Raw genomic sequence first — 17,923 nt, 5'->3', positions numbered from 1 at the left:
CGCTCGGACGGGGTCCGCGTGCCCTCGCGGCAGGCTGCCTGCCGTCCCTACACCGGCGTCGCGTTCGCCTCCTGCACGATGCCACGGTCGACCAACTCACGCCGGACCCGCTGCGCCATCGCCCGGATCTCCCTCGGATTGACCTGGGCATCGAGCAGCGAATCCAGCAAGAGCGCGAACTGGTACTCCGGCTCCGCCCGCAGCGCACGCTGGAGCGCAACCAGCGCGAGCGCACCATGCCCCTGCTGATACGCGACCGCTGCGACGACCGTGCAGATGGCGGCGCAGCTGTCATCGACCGCGTGCTGCGCCAGCACAGTCAGAAACGCCTGAATCTCGTCGCCACGCTGATCGAGTCCCCACGTCACCAGGGCATCCCGGACCCACTTGTCCTCGAGACCGGCCAGCACCCGGACCGCATCAGCGTCGTCGAGCTCGCGGTCCCCGCGCATGAAACGATCGCGCATCTCCGTGACCGCCGCCAACGAATCCCGCCGCACAGCGGCGGCTCCGCGCTGGCCCACCTCCTCACTGAGCTGGGCGCACGCGGCCGCGAATCGCTGCTCGAGACTGACCTTCCGCGCCCCTGCCGGCCCCTCCACGCTGGCTTCGAGCGCCTCCCTCCCGGGCAATACGGCTGCGCCGGCCAGGGCGCGTTCCGCCTGGATGGCCACGGCGGCACCCGTCGGCGTCGTCGGCAGCGGCGTACCACTGTCCGGACAGCACGGCCGGTGACATGTGTACGACCACCACCGATCCGCTCGGACCAGAAGTGCCTCGGTGCAGCCGATATCACGCAGGAAGAGCTCGTCGAGGAATTGGTCGATCAGGTGCCGGCGAGGCAACTCGCCGGATGAGTCTCCTTCCTCCGTGTAACAGACCACGACAACGGCGTCGGCGTTCTCCCGCCCGACCCGTGCCGCCATCTCGGCAGCGAACGGCTCAGAATCCCGCGGCTGCGGGAGATCTACGCGCATGACCAGCCCGGCACGGTTGGTGGGCATGTGCAGGCAGAGCACAACGACACTCTCGCTGGGATGGAAACCCAGGATCGCAGGTATGACCCCGACAACGTCCGCCGGCGAGCTTATCCTTGCTGTATCTGCTGTTTGCTTTGTTTTCATGCTGCTTGATTTTGGCGAAGCTCAACCCTGACATCCAGGCCGAGTTGAAGAATGTGGATAACCTCTACTTCTACCCACCCTGACCTCTGTGGATGGTTTCTCGCGCGAGCGCACTCCGGTCACCCGTATGCAGGCTCCACTCCCGCAGCAGCAGCTCCAGCTCCGTCCGCTCGGCGTGGTGCGCCGGATCATGGGCAAGATTCACCCACTCGTAGGGGTCATCGTTCAGGTTGAACATCAGCCACGGCCGGCCGTCCAGGCGCACATACTTCCACCCGTCGCGGGTCACCACACCACGCCAGGGCAGATCCACACTGCTCGGGTGCCCCGTCGGTAGCGGAAGGCTCAGGTACGCCGATTCCGGGTAGTCCGTCGGCGACGAGGGTCCGCCCGCGCCGTCGATCACGCGGCTGTAATCGATGCCTTCCATCTCTGCCGGCACGCTCAACCCACACAGGCCCAACGTGGTCGGTGCGATGTCCACGTGGTTCAGCGGCGCGTCGAGCCGGCACGTGTCTTGATGCTCGCGACTCGGTCCGCCCACCAGGAACGGAATCCGGACGGCTTCCTCCCACGGGGCCGTCTTGCGCCACTGCCCGTGCGAACCGTGCAGGTCACCATGGTCGGAGAAGAACACCAGGTAGGTGTCCTCCTCCAGCCCCAGCCCATGCAGCCGGGATCGGATCCGACCGATGTTGTGATCGATCTGTTCGATGGCCGCGTAGTAGCCGGCCAGGTCGCGCCGCGCCCGCTCGGTGATCTTCGCGATGTCCGGGACGTTCGGGCGCAGCCGCACGTCGCCCGGCATGTGCCGAGCCATCGCCGATGCCGGCGCGGTATACGGGTTATGCGGAGGCTGCATCGAGAGCACCGCGAAGAACGGCTGCTCCGTCCCGGCGCGGCCGTCGAGCCAGCCGAGCAGGATGTCGGTCAAGGCATCCGCCTCGTAACCGGGCAGCCGGAACTGTTCCATCCCGTCGGCCGCGCGGAGCACCTGCATCCCCGATGGTGTCCGGCCCTCGTCGGTGTGGACCAGGCAGTCGAACGGACGGTTGTTGTTCTCGTACGCCCACCAGTCCTGGAAGCCGGCGCGGCGCTCAGTCGGGATCATCCGGACCCGATGGTGCTGCTCGCCCTCCACCGCGTCGCCCAGCTCCGGGCGGTCTCCATCCAAGTGCCACTTGCCGATATAGCAGGTGGCGTACCCGGCGTCGGCGAACGTGTGCGCCACGGTGCGGGTGCCGTCGGGCATGGGTACCCGATGACCCGTCACGCCGTTGTTATGCGGATACCGCCCGGTCACCATCGCGCCGCGGAACGGACAACACAGCGGGGTGCCCGCCACCGCTCGGGTGAAGTTCACGCCTTCGGCGGCCAACCGGTCCAGATTCGGCGTCGACACGTTCGGGTCTCCGGCGTATCCCGTCGTCTGCGCCCGCATCTGGTCCGTGACGATCCAGATCACGTTCTTCGGCCGCTGCATCCGCCTGCCGCCTCCTTCTCCGCTCGCCGCCGCCGAGGCGGCCGTCGTCGTCATTCCTGATGCCGGTTCGGTGCGGGCGGCGGTGGGATCGGCCCGTCGAGCAATGGATCTCTCAGCTCCTTCATCGACCGATCGAGCTCATCCGCCAGCTGAATGCGGACATGTTCCCACGCCGGATCGTCCGCGACGTTGGACTGTTCCCACGGGTCGGCTTCGAGGACGTAAAGTTCCTCCTCCGGACGCGCCTGAAGATGCGCATCGCCCATGCCCTTTCGGGTCAGGCTCTCCTCCAGGTCCTTGCTGAGCCGGAGTTTCGGGCCCGGTGTGAAATTGCGGATGTACTTGTACCTCTGGGTCCGCACCGCCCGGATCGGATCGTAGCCGTCGTGGTACGTCTTCTGCAGGAAGAGCGTCCGGCCCGGATCCGGGTCCGCCGACCACGCGCCACGCAGTTCGGGCGCCAGGCTACGGCCCTCCAGACCACCAGGCTGCGCGGCGCCGGGAAAGTGGCTCCCGACCGCGGAACCGGCCAGATCCAGCACGGTCGGCACCACATCCAGATGGCTGACCAGTGACGATACGCGCGCCGGCGGAACCCGCCATGATCGGGGCGGGCGCGTGATCATCGCTACCTTGACGCCCGGGTCGTACAACGTGCCTTTCGCGCGCGGGAAGGCGGCACCGTGGTCGGTGGTGAACACCACCAGGGTGTTCTCCGGATCACCGTGCTGTTCGATGGCATCGATGATCATCCCGACCGCCGTGTCGATCTGCTGAATCGATCCGTACATCCCGGCCACCTCCTCCCGTGTCAGTTCGTTGTCCGGGAGATACGGCAAGACGTCGACCTCGTCTCGCGGAGGCCGCGGATAGTCCTCGACCGGCCATGGCCGGTGCGCCTCCCACATGCCGACGGTCACGAGATAGGGCCTGTCGCCGCCCCGGCCGTTCCGCGCGAACCAGGCCACGCTCTCTTGCCCCACCTGCAGCGCTCGCGGCAGAAAGCCCAGACCCACCACCTCGTCGAACCCCAGCACGCACGGGTCCGGATCCTCGTGCTGCAAGCCGATCAGCGTGGTGCGATAGCCGCGGTCTCGGGCGAGCTCCGGCAGCGTCCGGACCCCCGGGGCGTACCGCCAGCCGTGATGAGTCAGCCCCTGCAAGCCATTGCGGTGCGGGGACATCCCGGTGAACAACGCCGAACGGGCCGGCGTGCACAGCGGAGACGTGGCGAACGCGGCATCGAACACGACGCCCTCGTCGGCCAGGCGCTGCAGGTTCGGCGTCGGCGCATGCGGCGCGTCGTAACAGCTCAGCCAGGTTCCCAGGTCGTGACAGTGGATGAGGACGATATGCGGACTCGGCATGGTTGTAGCGATCAACCCTTCACTGCGCCGCGGGTCAGACCGGCGACGATCTGTCGATTGGCGACGATCACCAGCAGGATGATCGGGACCGCGGTGATGACTCCGACCGCAGCCATCGGACCGAACTTGATCTCCTGCGGCTGGATGAGGGTGGCGATGCCGACCGTGATCGGCGCCTCGCTCCCCCCGGTGGTGAAGACCAAGCCCATGAGGAACTCGTTCCACACCTGGATCGCGGTGAAGATGCCGACCGCCGCGATACCGGGGGCGGCCAGCGGCGTCATGACGCGGGCGAAGGTCTTCAACTCGCTCGCGCCGTCCATCGCCGCCGATTCCCGCAGCTCACTCGGGACGGTATCGAAGTAGAACTTCATCATGATGGTGGCGAACGGCAAGTTGAACACCGTGTTGGCCAGAATGAGCCCCTGCACGTTGCCGAGCAGGCCGTAGTTCGACATCACCACATACAGCCCCGGAATCAGCGTCATCGGCGGGATGAGCTGCAACATCGCCGCCCCGGCGAGGAAGCCCATGGTCGTCCGCTTCGACCAGCCCAGATGGCTGAGGCTATAGCCGGCGAACGCTCCCACCACCAGGCAGAGCAGCGTCGCTCCGAGCACGATCAGCACGCTGTTGATCACCTGCTGGCCGTATACGGCGTCCGCGGTGAACAACTCCTGGAAGCTGTACAACGACGGTTCCAGCGCCCAGTCCGGATCGATGATCCGGCGGGGTGTCTGGAAGGCGATCAGGATCATCCAGGCAACCGGCACGACGGTGATCACCAGCGAGGCGATGAGCAGCAACCGGACGATGGCTCGACTAGTCACGGCGGCCTCCCGACCGCGTCATCCGGCGCACCCCGACGGCGACCAGGAAGACGGCCATCACCAGGACGACCACGGTCACGCTCAGCGCGGCACCGTAGCCGAAGTTGAAGTCCTCGAAGAAGACGCTGCGGATGTAGATGCTGATGACCGTGGTGGCGGTGCCCGGGCCGCCGAACGTCAGCAGGTACATCTCGTCGAAGACCTTGACCCCCATGATGATCCGGATCACCGCCGCACCGATGATCGCCGGCGTCAGAATCGGTAACGTGATCGAGCGCAGCGTCTGCCAGTACGTCGCGCCGTCCACCCGCGCCGCCTCCAGCAGACTGGAGTCGATCGCCCGCAGCGCCGTGTAGACCAGAAGGAAGACGATCGGCGTCCAGTGCCACACGTCCACAGCGATCACGCTGGCCATCGCGCCGACCGGCTGTCCCAGCCAGCCCTGTTCGGGCAGGCCCAGCGAATCCAGGACGCGGTTCAGCAGACCGATCTGCGGGCTGAGGATCAGCAGCCACACGACGCTGACCACCACCGGAGCGACGATCGCCGGCCAGATCAGGATGTTCTGGGCCACCCGCTGCAGCCGGCCGGTCGCCCGGTCCACGATCAAGGCCAGGGCGATTCCGAACAACAGTGTCAGCGCAACGGTCGCCAGGATGAAGATCAGCGAGTTCTTCAACGACGTCAAGAACAGATCGTCGGTGAACACCCGGGAGAAGTTGTCGAAGCCGGAGAACTCCCACAAGAACTGGCCTTGCTCCAGCCGCACCGTTCCGAGCGACGTCTTCACCAGCTCGTAAACGGGATACCCGACGAACGCGAGCAGCAGGATCACCAGCGGCGCGACGGACAGGTATTTGAACCACGGCACCGGACGCCGTCCTCGTCCGGCGCCGCTGGGACGCGGACTGCGCACCCGCGTCGTCTCGGCGGCCAGCGTCACGAGTCGGGTCCTTCCTCGTCGACGATTCTGCGCAGATCTTGTTCGATGGCGGCGAGCGTCTCCGGTACGGTCTTCGACTTCGCCACAGCCTCGCCCAAGTACCGCTCCGTCGACTGCAGCATCTGCCCCTGGAACGGGAACCGGATCGGCGCACGGATCAACGGATCGGACTCGATCATCGCGGCCAGTTCGGGGCGCTGCTCGGTCGTCTCCTCGGTCAAGACGTCGGTGCGCGTAGGCACGCCGCCGTATCCGGCCCACGCCTGCATCGCTTCCTGGCCGGTCAGCCACGTGATGAAGTTGTACGCGGCCCGCGCCCGCTCCTCGGGGATCCCGGCCGGCACGCCCAAGGTCCAAGTGCCGGAGACCGGCGTCTGGTCGACCGGCCCGCCTGGAACGACCGCATAGCCCAGCTTCCCGGCCGTCAGGGAGGCGTTCTCATCCTCCAGGGGCGCGGCCGCGGCCACCACCAGGCACGCCTGCAAGGCCTCTCCGGACTGCATGACCGACACGGCCTCGGCCTGGGCCACGGTCTGCGGTTCCGCGGGACCGAGCTCGGCCATCCGGACGAACATGGCCAGAGCCTCCTCTGCCTCCGGCGACGTGATCGCCGGCGTCCAGCCCTCCGCGTCGGCGAACCAGGAGCCACCGTAGGAATAGAGAACCGACTCGAAGTCGAAGGTCGGCGTCTTCCCACGCAGCACGTAGCCATGCTCCACTGCCCCGGCGTCCTTCGCCTGCTCACCGTTGGCCACCAACTCGTCCCAGGTCTGCGGGAGTTCCAGTCCGAGCTCGTCGTAGAGGTCTTTGCGGTAGACGAAGAGCAGGATGTTGCCGTTGATCGGCAGTGCCATCGGTTCGCCGTCAGGCGACGTCATCGCCCGCTGCGCATCCCATTGCCCGACGCCGTCGAATCTCATGAGGTTGGATTCCCACGAGAAGTCCGGATCGATCTCGGCCAGCGATTGCACCCAGCCGTTGGAGTAGAACTGCCCGCTCCAGCGCTCGTTGATCTGGAAGACGTCGAACGCGTCGGACTGCTGCTGGATGGCGTTCGCCTGCTGGGTGAGGAGTCCGTCCATCGGGAACGTCTTCAGCGTGACCTTCACGCCGGTCTCCTGCTCGTAGTCGGCGACGATGTCGCGGTAACTCGGCAGCCATGGCGTCTCAGCCGTCGGCACGATCAGCTCGCTCACCTCGCCGTCGCCACCGCCGGAGCCGCCGCTCCCGAGGCTGCCGCCACCGCCTCCACCGTCCCCGCAGGCGGACAGGACGCCGAGCGCGGGGACGGACAGGCCAGCGCCGGCCATCGCACGGAGAAACCCTCGGCGGCCCATCGTCGATCGTGCGGAAGTCATCGTGCCTCCTTTAGATCGATCTAAATCGTCCGCATACTGCACCACACCGAAGCAGGACTGTCAAGGACGGCACCGTGATCGACACACGGCCGGGCGCAAACCCCCAGCCCCGCAATCCGGTGCGCGACGGGATCGCATGTTTACGGGATGCAGGCCGTCACCCCGGCACGATCGGCCGGTGCTCTCAACCCCGGCAGCGGCCCTGCGGGAGCCGCATCAATGAGCAGACGACGGCCGGCACCCACACGACTCGCGGACGACGAGCGATGGGCGCAACACCAGGGACTCTTCGGGTGAACTGCCGGGCGCCTCGATCCGCTCCATCAGCATCCGTGCAGCCCGCCGGCCCATAGTCCGCGCGGCCACAGACACCGAAGTCAGCGACGGTGACCAGGCCTGAGCGTGCTCGACGTCGTCGTAGCCGATCACGCGGCAGCCGGTACCGATCTCCACGCCGACGTCGCGCAGCGCCCGCATGAGCCCGAACGCGATGGCATCGCTGTGACAGATGACGGCCTCCGGGGGCGGGCCGTGCTCAAGCAGCTTCCGCGCCATCGCGTACCCCTCCGAGCTGCTGACCCTGGATGGTACGGTCCAGCTCGGCTCCGGCTCGAGCCCGTTCTCCGCCAGCAGCGCCGCCATCGCCGCGACGCGATCGATCCGCGCCACGCCGTGTTCCGGGCCCCCGAAATAGGCCAGTTCCCGGGCACCGTGGTCGAGCAGATGCTGCGTGGCCAGCCGAGCACCCGCATCGTCATCGGGGCCGACGTAGCTGGCGTGCACACCCCGGATGCGCCGGGTCGTCATCACGTGAGGAACGCCATTGTTCCGCAGCGGGGTCACGAATCCGGCGTCGCTGTCCACCGCCGCGACGATCAGCAGCCCGTCGATCTGGTGCTCCATCATCGAGCGGATCAGCATGTCCTGGTGCGCCGGATCGTCGAACGTGTTCGCCAGCAGGACGACGTAGCCGGCCGGGCGCAGTTCCTCCTCCACGCCTTCGGTCAGGTCGGCGAAGAACGGGTTCGCCAGCCCCGAGATGACCAGGCCGATCGTGTTGGTCCTGCGCATACGCAGGCTGGCCGCACCCCGGTTGTACACGTAACCGAGCGCCTCGACCGAGGCCAGAACCCGTTGCCTGGTCTGCTCGGCCACCAGCGGGCTCTCTCGCAGGACAAGTGAGGCCGTCGCCCTCGACACCCCGGCATGCGCGGCGACGTCGGCGAGCGTCACTCGACGCGACCGCCCACCGGAACCCGCCACTAGACCGATCCAATCCCTCTGCCGCGATGCCTCACCAGCAGATTACGCGATGCGGCCCGGCAGCGCACGTCCGAGACGGCGCGACCAGCACGGAGCGGCCCGTCAGAAGAAGGTTCGCACCGCACCGACCACGTGTCGTTCGTCATCCACAACCGGTATGACGCGCCACTTGTCGAAGGTGGTGCAGGGGTGAGAGATGCCCAGAGCCACCAGATCGCCCACGCGCAGCGGAGGCGTGCCCGCCCCGGTCATCTGCACGTAGCCGTGCTGATCGTTGAAACGGTCGACGATCACCGACGCCGCGCCACCCGCGTCGTCGTCGCCGGTGCCGTCACCGAAGGGCTGGTACACCCCGTCTCGCCACCGCCCGAGCACCAGCGGCATCCGCGCGTCCGTGGAGATGTCTCGCTTACCGGCGTCGATGATCGCCAGTCCGGGTTCGGGCGTCGACAACACCCGGGACCACACCTGCATCGCCGGGACGAAATCGCTCTCGCCGGCGGACCGGAAGGGTGACGCCTCGCGATACGTCGAGTGATCGTGCGTGACATAACAGCCGGAACGGATCACCACCTCCACCGGCCGCCGGTACTGCTCGCGATCAGCGGTGAAGACGTCCACCACCTGGTCGAAGAACGCGCTGCCGCCCGCGGTCAGGATGACCGGCCGCTCCGCCCGGAACGCGTCGGCGTCCATCAGCTCTTCGCCGACGCGTCGCGTCGTCCGGAGAAACTCACGGACCGGCTCGACCACCTCGGGAACCCGGCGGCCACCGAGGACGCCCTCGAAGCATCCGACGCCCGCCAGCTCCAGCTCCGGCGCGTGTGCGACGGCCCTCCCCACGGCGACAGCCGTGCTGACATCCCGCACCCCAGCCCGTCCGCCGACGACGCCGACCTCCACCAGCACCGGAATCGGCCGCGCCACCGGCGGAAAACCCGGGAAGCCGGGAAAACCTCCGGACGCAGGATCGCCCGACGGTGCTGAGATCCGGTCCAGCATGGAACGCGCACCGTCCGTAGCGCTCGTCGCCAGCTCCGACGGTGTTGCGGACGACAGGTTGCGCGGCCGTCGCGCTCGCGCAACGCTCTCCTGGATCGCCGTCCGCATCGCCTCAACGGCATCGATCGAGTCCACAAAGACGTAGACCTCGGCGTCGCGGTTGACCCACATGTAGTGCACGATCCATTGCAGACCCACGGGATCGATGCATTCATTGGCGATGATCACCCGCGGCACACCGAAGGTCAGCATCGCGCGCGCCTGCCATGCCGTCGCCGCCGTCATCGCCCACGCACCATGCTCCAGCTGGCGGCGGATCAATTCCGGCGACATCGTGGTCTTGCCATGCGGAGCGATCCGGACGCCATGCTCCGCGCAGTAGCTCCGCATGCGGTCAAGATTGTGCGCCAGCGCGCTCTCCTGGAGGGCCGCCACCGGAGTGGTGAAGTCGGTCAAGAGATCCCACTTCGCCTCGCCGATCTGCGACGCGGGCGTGCCCTCCGCCAACGGCGGGAAGCTCTTGCACCGCCAGTCGATCAGCCACTCGTCGTCACCGTTCATCGTCATACTGTGACTCGTCTCCCCTCGGCGGCCGATCTGCGCGCCGCATCGGTGAACTCCATGTAGCGCACCGCCGTGTCGACATCGGTGAGCCGTACCTGCTCGGTCCCGCGGACCGCTCCGAGGAATTCCTCTTCGACGCGCCAGCCGCCACGCCGATCCGGTTCCGGGGTGACGTCTTCCTCCACCGGGCCCGTGTCACCCTCCCGGCGCAGCACGAGACGCTGCCCGCCGATGTCTACCACCAGCGTGCCGTCGCTGCCGAACAGATGCACGGCGTTGGACCCCGCGAACCGCGCATGCGGACTCATGTCCAGGCTGAGCAGCGCTCCGCCCGGCAGGCCTGCGTGCACCGACACCAGATCGGGCACGTCCGCCGGTCCGAGCTCGCTGCGCGCGGAGAAGGTCTGCTCACTCGCCTGCACCCAGGCTGCATGGCCGACCCAGCGCGCCAGCATTTCGTAGACGATCCCGAGTTCCATCACGTTGTTCCCGCTGTAGCGGCGCTGCCGGCGCCAGCCCGGGTAGGTGCGCATCGCCCCGTCGCCACCGCCCCAGAACGCACGTACCAGGCGCAGCTCGCCGATCGCGCCGTCAGCGAGGAGCTCCTGGATGGCCGCGTCGGCCCAGAGCGTGAAGGGCGCCGGCACCACCATGGTGACCAGCTCGGGATGAGCGAGAGCAGCCGCCCGGATGGCCCTGCCCTCCTCCGCGTCCATCGCCAGGCGAGCCTGAAGGAGCACGTGCTTGCCCGCGTCGAGCGCCGCAAGCGTGACCGGCGCGTGCAGATACGGCCAGGTTCCGACGAGGACGGCGTCAAGGTCGGGATCGGTCACCAGGTCACGCCAGTTCGCGTGGACGCGCGGCACACCGAACTCGGCGGCCGCCCGTCGGCTCGACTCCGGAGTACGGTTGACCAGCGCGTCCAGCCGCACACCGGATAACGCACCGAACCCCGGCACGTGACGCTCCCGGACAATGCCACCGGCGCCGACGATCCCGATCCGCAACTCCCGTTCGCCCATCCGATAACCCTAGCTGTGCGCTCCTCCGACGCCGCCGGACCATGTGCCATCATCGACGAACCATGCTTGATGCCCTGATTCCCTGGTATACGACGCACGCCCGCGACCTGCCGTGGCGTGCCGAGGATCGGACGCCGTGGGGCGTGCTCGTCAGCGAGATCATGCTGCAGCAGACCCCGGTAGCCCGGGTCGAGCCGGTCTGGCACGCGTGGGTGCGCCGCTGGCCGGAACCGGCCGATCTGGCGAAGGAGGAGCCGGGCGAGGCGATCCGTGCCTGGGGCCGGCTCGGCTATCCACGTCGTGCCTTGCGCCTGCACGGTGCTGCTCGGGCCATCGTCGACGAGCACGACGGGCGGGTCCCGTCGTCGTACGAGGAGCTGATCGAGCTGCCGGGCATCGGCGATTACACCGCGGCGGCGGTGGCGTCGTTCGCGTTCGGCCACCGGCATCCGGTGCTGGACACCAACGTCCGTCGCGTCCTGGCTCGCGCCGTCAGCGGGCGGCGATACCCACCGAACGCCACCACCGCCGCCGAGCGTCGGCTCGCCGAGGAGCTGTTGCCATACGACGACGCGCCGACCTGGTCGGTGGCCATCATGGAACTGGGCGCCCTGGTGTGCACAGCCCGCGCGCCGCGCTGCCGGGACTGCCCGCTCACCGAGACATGTGCATGGCGGCTGGCCGGTTCTCCGGAGCACGATGGGCCACCGCGACGCGGCCAGGCCTGGGCCGGCACCGACCGGCAGGTGCGCGGTCGGTTGATGGCTGTCCTGCGCGACGCCGACGGACCGGTCGGAAAGGAGCGGCTGGACGCCGTGTGGGCCGACGGCGTGCAACGCGAACGCGCCTTGGACGGACTCGTCGCCGACGGGCTCGTCGAGCCGCTGGCGCAGGGCTACTACCGGCTGCCCAGTGGTCCGGCGTGAACCGGCGCTACGGCATGCTGTGATTAGACGTACCGGCGACACACTCGTGGTGAGGGAGGCACGCATGCAGCGCACGCCGCGACGCACCATTGCGGGTGGTGTATGCCTGCTGACGCTGATGCTCTCCGGTCTCCACGCCGGCGTCGCGGATGCGAACCAGGGGCCGGCTGCGCGGCCGGACACCAGCCCTGTGCACCGCATCGGCGCTCGCGTCGTCTCCGCGGAGGCTCGCCTCGCCGGCTCGATCGATTCCGATGACATCGAATCGAGTGACATCGAGTCCGGCCAGACCGCCGATGCCGCGGCCGGCACCTACATCGAACGGGTGAGCTGGATCCCGGACCCGGCCGGAGAGCGGCTGGCTGTCTACCCGACCGACCACGGCCGCTACGAAGCACCGGCCGCGCAGTGGCCGGAAGCCTGGGACGAGGTCGTCCGGATGGAACCGGGCGCCGACTACCCGCACATGCGAGATCAGTTCCGCTGTCATGTCGAGTTCGCCCGGATCGCCGAACCGGACAAGCCGAGTTGGAATCTCGAGCTCTACCGTCCCGACGTCGGATACCTCGGCACCGTGCTGGCCTCCTGCAATCCTGACTGATCAAGTCCCCCGGGATCCCTCCCCGCCGCCACCCCGCCGCCGACCGTCAGCCGCGTCGTCGTCGTGTGGTCGGTGTCGTCGCCGTGCGGTCAGCACCGTCGTCGGCCCGCGTCGTCGATCACCGCGAACCGGCCCGAACTAGAGATCTGACTTCAGGTAACGTGCGGGTGAAACTGTTACTGCTGACGATGTGACAAGGAAAGCCATGACTCCACCGATCCGCCGTGCCGCGCTGACCAGCTCCGTCCTTCTCGCACTTCCGCTCGTCGCCTGCGGAGACGACAGCGACAGTGCCGATGGTGGCGACTACTGCGGCCTGATCGAGGATGCCCAGGAAGAGTACGAAGACGCCTCCGCCGAGTCGGCCGCCGATCCCGATGTCCTGCAAGATCTCGCCGACCGTTACCGCGAGATCGGGGACGCCGCACCGAGCGAGGTCCAGGATCAGTGGACGAACGTCGCGGATGCGATGGAACAGTACGCGGAGATCGACTGGAGCGATCCGGAGACGCTGCAGGAGCTCGAAGGCGACGGGGAGTTCGCCGAGCTGATGGAGACCAGCGAAAGCGCCTTCAACGAGATCTCCACCAACGTGCAGGACGAATGCGGCATCGACTTCTCCGGCGGAACCGAGTCCGGCGACGACGTCGCCCCCGAGGACGACACTCAGACCCCACCCACCGACAACTAAACCCCGGGCGGGACCTAAATGATCATGTGAAGTGGGTTTTCTCGTGCCGTAACAGGTCTACAGGCATGGTAGTGCTGGAGAAAACCTACTTCACATGATCATTTGGCTAGACGTGGTCGATCAGGTCGGCGACGGAATCGACGACGTGGTTGGGCCGGTACGGGTACCGCTCGATCTCCTCCCGCCGGGTGGAGCCGGTGAGCACCAGCCACGTGGTCAAGCCGGCTTCCATCCCGGCCACGATGTCGGTGTCCATCCGGTCGCCGACCATGGCGGTCGTCTCCGAATGCGCCTCGATACGGTTCAGCGCGCTGCGGAACATCATCGGGTTCGGCTTGCCGACGTAGTAGGGGTCCAGCTTGGTCGCCCGGCTGATCAGCGCCGCCACCGCACCGGTGGCGGGCAGCGGACCCTCCTGCGACGGCCCGGTGGCGTCCGGGTTGGTGCAGATGAACCGGGCGCCCCCATTGATCAGCCGGATCGCCTTCGTGATCGCCTCGAACGAGTACGTGCGGGTCTCCCCGAGCACGACGTAGTCCGGCTTGGCGTCGGTCATGACGTATCCGATCTCGTGCAACGCCGTCGTCAGGCCGGCCTCACCGATGACGTAGGCGCTGCCCCGCGGCTGCTGGTCGGCGAGGAACTGAGCCGTGGCCAGAGCCGACGTCCATATCGACTCCTCCGGGATCTCCAGCCCGGTCGCGGCCAGCCGCGCGGCCAGATCGCGCGGGGTGAAGATGGAGTTGTTCGTCAGCACCAGGAATCGCCGCTCGCGCTCGATCAACCGCTGCAGGAATTCCGAAGCACCGGGGATCGCCTGCTCCTCGTGGACGAGAACCCCGTCCATGTCGGTCAGCCAGCACTCAATCTCGTGGTCGCTCACTGTGTCAACCTTACGGGCTGTCGTGCAGCCAGACCGAACGCCGCTGTGAACACTGGGTCACGTCGCTCCTGAACGACGACGGAGGGCCACCCCGATCCACACAAGATTCCGTCTCATGGTCAGAAACACCGGGTGCGCCACCCGCGATCTCATATATGGTTCTCTGCGGCCACCCGTGGCCACTAACACGCACGACGTTGACAAGGGATGAGAATGACCACAATGACGCGGTTCGCCGCGCTCGTCGGCACCGCGACTCTCGCGTTGCCGTTGGTCGCCTGTGGCGATGACAGTGACAACGCCAGCACCGGCGACTACTGCGAGCTCGTGCAGGAGATGCAGGACAGCTTCGCCAGCTCGGACAACGCGAGCCCAGAACAGATCGAAGGCGCGGTGGGAACGTTCCGAAACATCGCCGACGCCGCACCGGGGGACATCGCCCCGGAATGGCAGACGCTCGCCGACTGGGTCGAAGCGTACTCCGAGATCGACTCCAGTGATCCGGAGGCGTGGGCGGAGGTCGAGAACGACGAGGAGCTCGTGCAGCTCCGCGCGGACGCCGAGCCGGCCAGTACGAGCGTCGAGGAACACGTCCAGGCCGAGTGTGACATCACTCTCGGCGAATAGATCAACCTGGCGCATGAGCGCATACCGGAACATGCGCCGTGGCGGCCGCCCGGACCCCCCGAATCCAGTTGAAGGCCTCAGGTAGGGTGCTCTGCGGTCGACCAACACAACGATTGAAGCAAAGGACGAACATGACCATTGTGAAGCGATTCACTGCCGTTGCCGGAGCTGCTGCGCTGGCGCTGCCTCTCGTCGCATGCGGCGGAGACGACGGCGACTACTGCGACCTCATCAGCGGTGTCCGCGACGATTACAGCGGAACGGATGCGCCGGAAGGCGACGACATGCAGGAGGCACTCGACAGGTTCCAGGAGATCGCCGACGCCGCGCCGAGCGATGTCCAAGAGGACTGGCAGACGCTGGTCGACGGTATGGAGGCGTTCGCCGATCCCGAAGGGATGGCGGAAATGGACCAGGACGAACTGACGGAACTGTCGGAGCAGATGGACCCAGCGACTGAGAGCGTCGAAACACACGTGCTCGAGGAGTGCGACATCGACCTTCAGGAAGACGCTTAAGCGTCCATCGGGCCCATGCCGCCGCACGGCGGAGTCCCGGAACGTCTCGGGCCCTCGTCATCCGATCGGATGGCGAGGGCCCGAGTCAGTGACCGTTGAGAGTGAACCCGTCAGCTCGTCTGCTCGCCGCTTGCCGGCGAGGACTCCCCGGCGGTGGCGGAGCCCGGCGCCGCCGCACCGGCTTCCACCGGTGCGAGGTCGGGAAGCTCGGACTTCTCCGTGCCGGTGAAGGTGAACTTGGCCTCGCGGCCCTCACCTTCGACATCGACGACGACGATCTGTCCGGAGCGCAGCTCGCCGAAGAGGATCTTCTCCGACAGTGTGTCCTCGATCTCGCGCTGGATGGTGCGGCGCAGCGGCCGAGCACCCAGCACCGGATCGAACCCGTGCTTCGCGAGCAGCTCCTTGGCGCCCTGAGTGAGCTCCAGCCCCATGTCCTTGTCCCGCAGCCGCTCGTCCACGCCGGTCATCATCAGGTCGACGATCCGGATGATCTCCTCCGGCGTGAGCTGGTGGAAGACGATGATGTCGTCCACACGGTTCAGGAACTCGGGCCGGAAGTGCTGCTTGAGCTCCTCCGTCACCTTGGCCTTCATCCGGTCGTAGCCGGCCTCCTCGTCATTCGCTGCCGAGAAGCCAAGGTTGACGCCCTTGGCGATGTCCCGCGTACCGAGGTTCGTGGTCATGATGATGATGGTGTTCTTGAAGTCCACCACTCGACCCTGGGCATCGGTCAGGCGCCCATCCTCCAGCACCTGCAGCAACGAGTTGAAGATCTCCGGGTGCGCCTTCTCGACCTCGTCGAAGAGCACCACCGAGAACGGGCGACGGCGGACCTTCTCGGTCAGCTGACCGCCTTCCTCGTAGCCGACGTAGCCAGGAGGCGAACCGAACAGCCGGGAGACCGTGTGCTTCTCCGAGTACTCGGACATGTCCAGCTGGATCAGCGCCTCCTCGTCACCGAAGAGGAACTCCGCCAGCGTCTTGGACAGCTCGGTCTTACCGACACCGGACGGACCGGCGAAGATGAACGAACCTCCGGGACGCTTCGGGTCCTTCAGACCGGCGCGGGTACGACGGATCGACTTGGACAACGCCCCGATGGCGTCCTCCTGGCCGATGATCCGCTTGTGCAGCTCGTCTTCCATGTGCAGCAGCCGGGAGGTCTCCTCCTCGGTCAGCTTGAAGACCGGGATGCCGGTGGCGAACGCCAGCACCTCAGCGATCAGCTCGTCGTCGACCTCGGCGACCACGTCGAGGTCGCCGGCCTTCCACTGCTTCTCGCGCTCGATCTTCTGCGAGATGAGCTGCTTCTCCTTGTCCCGCAGCGACGCCGCCTTCTCGAAGTCCTGCGAATCGATCGCGGCCTCCTTCTCGCGGCGGACGTCGGCGATCCGGTCATCGAACTCGCGCAGGTCCGGCGGCGCCGTCATCCGGCGGATCCGCAGCCTGGCACCGGCCTCGTCGATCAGGTCGATCGCCTTGTCCGGCAGGTAGCGGTCCGAGATGTACCGGTCGGCCAGCTGCGCAGCGGCCACCAACGCACCGTCGGTGACCGAGACCCGGTGGTGAGCCTCGTAGCGGTCCCGGAGACCCTTCAGGATCTCGATGGTATGGGCAAGCGTCGGCTCCTGCACCTGGATCGGCTGGAACCGCCGCTCCAGCGCGGCGTCCTTCTCGACGTACTTGCGGTACTCGTCCAGCGTGGTCGCGCCGATCGTCTGCAGCTCGCCCCGGGCCAGCATCGGCTTCAGGATGCTCGCGGCGTCGATCGCGCCCTCGGCAGCACCCGCACCGACGAGCGTATGAATCTCGTCGATGAACAGGACGATGTCACCACGCGTGCGGATCTCCTTGAGGACCTTCTTCAGCCGTTCCTCGAAGTCACCGCGGTAGCGGGAACCGGCGACCAGAGCGCCGAGGTCCAGCGTGTAGACGTGCCGGTCCTTCAGCGTCTCGGGCACCTCACCCTTGACGATGGCCTGCGCCAGTCCTTCGACGACCGCCGTCTTCCCGACGCCGGGCTCGCCGATCAGCACCGGGTTGTTCTTGGTGCGGCGGGACAGCACCTGCATGACCCGCTCGATCTCCTTCTCGCGCCCGATGACCGGGTCGAGCTTGCCCTCGCGGGCGGCCTGGGTCAGGTTACGTCCGAACTGGTCGAGCACGAGCGAACTCGACGGCGCCTCACCCTGCGGGCCGGCACCTGCGGTGGCGGCTTCCTTGCCTCCCTGGTAACCGGAGAGCAGCTGGATCACCTGCTGCCGGACCCGGTTCAGGTCGGCTCCGAGCTTCACAAGCACCTGCGCGGCCACGCCCTCGCCCTCGCGGATCAGTCCGAGCAGGATGTGCTCGGTACCGATGTAGCTGTGGCCAAGCTGCAGGGCCTCACGCAGGCTGAGCTCCAGCACCTTCTTGGCGCGCGGAGTGAACGGGATGTGCCCGCTCGGTGCCTGCTGGCCCTGGCCGATGATCTCCTCGACCTGCTGGCGCACGGCTTCAAGCGAGATGCCTAAACTCTCGAGCGCCTTGGCCGCGACACCCTCGCCCTCGTGGATGAGCCCGAGGAGGATGTGCTCGGTGCCGATGTAGTTGTGGTTGAGCATCCTGGCCTCTTCTTGAGCCAGGACGACGACGCGCCTTGCGCGGTCTGTGAACCTCTCGAACATCAGTGGCGCTCCCTTGCCGAGTGGCCGGCTGTGGAGGGCTTGCCCCCAGCTG

At 67.2% G+C, this 17,923-nt stretch carries 16 protein-coding genes; 5 read left to right on the top strand and 11 right to left on the bottom strand.

The features are described 5' to 3' along the window. Window positions 1–47 precede the first annotated feature (47 nt). The 9 genes from G1H10_RS04885 to G1H10_RS04845 all read right to left on the bottom strand — a co-directional run bounded on the left by G1H10_RS04885 (window position 48) and on the right by G1H10_RS04845 (window position 10,956). Entirely contained in the window at window positions 48–1,124 is a 1,077-nt protein-coding gene (locus G1H10_RS04885; RefSeq protein ID WP_163733544.1) for a DUF4192 domain-containing protein, read from the bottom strand. A 70-nt stretch (window positions 1,125–1,194) separates the two neighbouring features. Next, window positions 1,195–2,607: a sulfatase family protein gene (locus G1H10_RS04880; protein WP_163733541.1), complete on the bottom strand. Its 1,413-nt coding sequence runs from the start codon at window positions 2,605–2,607 to the stop codon at window positions 1,195–1,197. A gap of 50 nt (window positions 2,608–2,657) precedes the next feature. Further along, complete coding sequence (locus tag G1H10_RS04875) at window positions 2,658–3,974, bottom strand: sulfatase family protein (protein ID WP_163733539.1); 1,317 nt, start codon at window positions 3,972–3,974, stop codon at window positions 2,658–2,660. Between the two features lie 11 nt (window positions 3,975–3,985). Next, window positions 3,986–4,804 (bottom strand): carbohydrate ABC transporter permease, encoded by an 819-nt coding sequence (locus tag G1H10_RS32735; protein ID WP_216852911.1) that lies wholly within the window; start codon window positions 4,802–4,804, stop codon window positions 3,986–3,988. After that, window positions 4,797–5,747 (bottom strand): carbohydrate ABC transporter permease, encoded by a 951-nt coding sequence (locus G1H10_RS04865; RefSeq protein ID WP_163733536.1) that lies wholly within the window; start codon window positions 5,745–5,747, stop codon window positions 4,797–4,799. Before G1H10_RS04865 ends, G1H10_RS32735 begins: the two co-directional genes overlap by 8 nt. Then, window positions 5,744–7,105, bottom strand: coding sequence for an extracellular solute-binding protein (locus G1H10_RS04860; protein ID WP_163733533.1), 1,362 nt, complete (start codon window positions 7,103–7,105; stop codon window positions 5,744–5,746). The genes G1H10_RS04865 and G1H10_RS04860 overlap by 4 nt, the downstream gene beginning before the upstream one ends. Before the next feature lie 216 nt (window positions 7,106–7,321). Continuing rightward, window positions 7,322–8,338: a LacI family DNA-binding transcriptional regulator gene (locus G1H10_RS04855; RefSeq protein ID WP_163733530.1), complete on the bottom strand. Its 1,017-nt coding sequence runs from the start codon at window positions 8,336–8,338 to the stop codon at window positions 7,322–7,324. A 132-nt stretch (window positions 8,339–8,470) separates the two neighbouring features. Beyond that, on the bottom strand, window positions 8,471–9,937 hold the full coding sequence (locus tag G1H10_RS04850; RefSeq protein WP_163733528.1) for a type III PLP-dependent enzyme domain-containing protein: 1,467 nt from the start codon (window positions 9,935–9,937) through the stop codon (window positions 8,471–8,473). Next, window positions 9,934–10,956 carry a Gfo/Idh/MocA family protein gene (locus G1H10_RS04845; RefSeq protein WP_163733526.1) on the bottom strand — a complete coding sequence of 341 codons (1,023 nt, stop codon included), beginning with the start codon at window positions 10,954–10,956 and terminating at the stop codon, window positions 9,934–9,936. Before G1H10_RS04845 ends, G1H10_RS04850 begins: the two co-directional genes overlap by 4 nt. Window positions 10,957–11,018: 62 nt before the next feature. On the opposite strand from G1H10_RS04845, the gene G1H10_RS04840 reads away from it, so the two are divergent. The 3 genes from G1H10_RS04840 to G1H10_RS04830 all read left to right on the top strand — a co-directional run bounded on the left by G1H10_RS04840 (window position 11,019) and on the right by G1H10_RS04830 (window position 13,174). Continuing rightward, a complete protein-coding gene (locus G1H10_RS04840; RefSeq protein ID WP_163733523.1) occupies window positions 11,019–11,882 on the top strand; it encodes an HhH-GPD family protein in 864 nt (287 codons plus the stop codon). Window positions 11,883–11,946: 64 nt separating this feature from the next. After that, the gene (locus G1H10_RS04835) at window positions 11,947–12,483 is read left to right on the top strand and encodes a DUF2599 domain-containing protein (protein WP_246219180.1); all 537 of its coding nucleotides are present in this window, start codon (window positions 11,947–11,949) and stop codon (window positions 12,481–12,483) included. Between the two features lie 205 nt (window positions 12,484–12,688). After that, complete coding sequence (locus G1H10_RS04830; protein ID WP_163733519.1) at window positions 12,689–13,174, top strand: hypothetical protein; 486 nt, start codon at window positions 12,689–12,691, stop codon at window positions 13,172–13,174. 106 nt (window positions 13,175–13,280) lie between these two features. Here G1H10_RS04830 and G1H10_RS04825 read toward each other — a convergent pair whose 3' ends face one another. Continuing rightward, a complete protein-coding gene (locus G1H10_RS04825; RefSeq protein ID WP_163734397.1) occupies window positions 13,281–14,021 on the bottom strand; it encodes an HAD-IIA family hydrolase in 741 nt (246 codons plus the stop codon). A 249-nt stretch (window positions 14,022–14,270) separates the two neighbouring features. Here G1H10_RS04825 and G1H10_RS04820 point away from each other — a divergent pair, with 249 nt between their 5' ends. Next, a complete protein-coding gene (locus tag G1H10_RS04820) occupies window positions 14,271–14,684 on the top strand; it encodes a hypothetical protein (RefSeq protein WP_163733516.1) in 414 nt (137 codons plus the stop codon). Between the two features lie 131 nt (window positions 14,685–14,815). Then, complete coding sequence (locus G1H10_RS04815) at window positions 14,816–15,202, top strand: hypothetical protein (protein ID WP_163733513.1); 387 nt, start codon at window positions 14,816–14,818, stop codon at window positions 15,200–15,202. A gap of 110 nt (window positions 15,203–15,312) precedes the next feature. Here the strand turns inward: G1H10_RS04815 and G1H10_RS04810 are convergent, their stop codons facing one another. After that, on the bottom strand, window positions 15,313–17,871 hold the full coding sequence (locus tag G1H10_RS04810) for an ATP-dependent Clp protease ATP-binding subunit (protein ID WP_163733511.1): 2,559 nt from the start codon (window positions 17,869–17,871) through the stop codon (window positions 15,313–15,315). Between the last annotated feature and the right edge of the window lie 52 nt (window positions 17,872–17,923).

It is taken from the genome of Phytoactinopolyspora halotolerans (assembly GCF_010550675.1).
Classification (GTDB): domain Bacteria; phylum Actinomycetota; class Actinomycetes; order Jiangellales; family Jiangellaceae; genus Phytoactinopolyspora; species Phytoactinopolyspora halotolerans.
The sequence above is the reverse complement of the archived record's forward strand: the minus strand, read 5'-3'. Positions and strand labels throughout refer to the sequence as shown.

Coding starts and splice junctions, on each gene's coding strand:
- G1H10_RS04885 (WP_163733544.1), bottom strand. CDS start 1,124: ATGAAAACAAAGCAAACAGCAGATACAGCAAGGATAAGCTCGCCGGCG.
- G1H10_RS04880 (WP_163733541.1), bottom strand. CDS start 2,607: ATGCAGCGGCCGAAGAACGTGATCTGGATCGTCACGGACCAGATGCGG.
- G1H10_RS04875 (WP_163733539.1), bottom strand. CDS start 3,974: ATGCCGAGTCCGCATATCGTCCTCATCCACTGTCACGACCTGGGAACC.
- G1H10_RS04860 (WP_163733533.1), bottom strand. CDS start 7,105: ATGACTTCCGCACGATCGACGATGGGCCGCCGAGGGTTTCTCCGTGCG.
- G1H10_RS04850 (WP_163733528.1), bottom strand. CDS start 9,937: ATGACGATGAACGGTGACGACGAGTGGCTGATCGACTGGCGGTGCAAG.
- G1H10_RS04845 (WP_163733526.1), bottom strand. CDS start 10,956: ATGGGCGAACGGGAGTTGCGGATCGGGATCGTCGGCGCCGGTGGCATT.
- G1H10_RS04840 (WP_163733523.1), top strand. CDS start 11,019: ATGCTTGATGCCCTGATTCCCTGGTATACGACGCACGCCCGCGACCTG.
- G1H10_RS04835 (WP_246219180.1), top strand. CDS start 11,947: ATGCAGCGCACGCCGCGACGCACCATTGCGGGTGGTGTATGCCTGCTG.
- G1H10_RS04830 (WP_163733519.1), top strand. CDS start 12,689: ATGACTCCACCGATCCGCCGTGCCGCGCTGACCAGCTCCGTCCTTCTC.
- G1H10_RS04825 (WP_163734397.1), bottom strand. CDS start 14,021: ATGGACGGGGTTCTCGTCCACGAGGAGCAGGCGATCCCCGGTGCTTCG.
- G1H10_RS04820 (WP_163733516.1), top strand. CDS start 14,271: ATGACCACAATGACGCGGTTCGCCGCGCTCGTCGGCACCGCGACTCTC.
- G1H10_RS04815 (WP_163733513.1), top strand. CDS start 14,816: ATGACCATTGTGAAGCGATTCACTGCCGTTGCCGGAGCTGCTGCGCTG.
- G1H10_RS04810 (WP_163733511.1), bottom strand. CDS start 17,871: ATGTTCGAGAGGTTCACAGACCGCGCAAGGCGCGTCGTCGTCCTGGCT.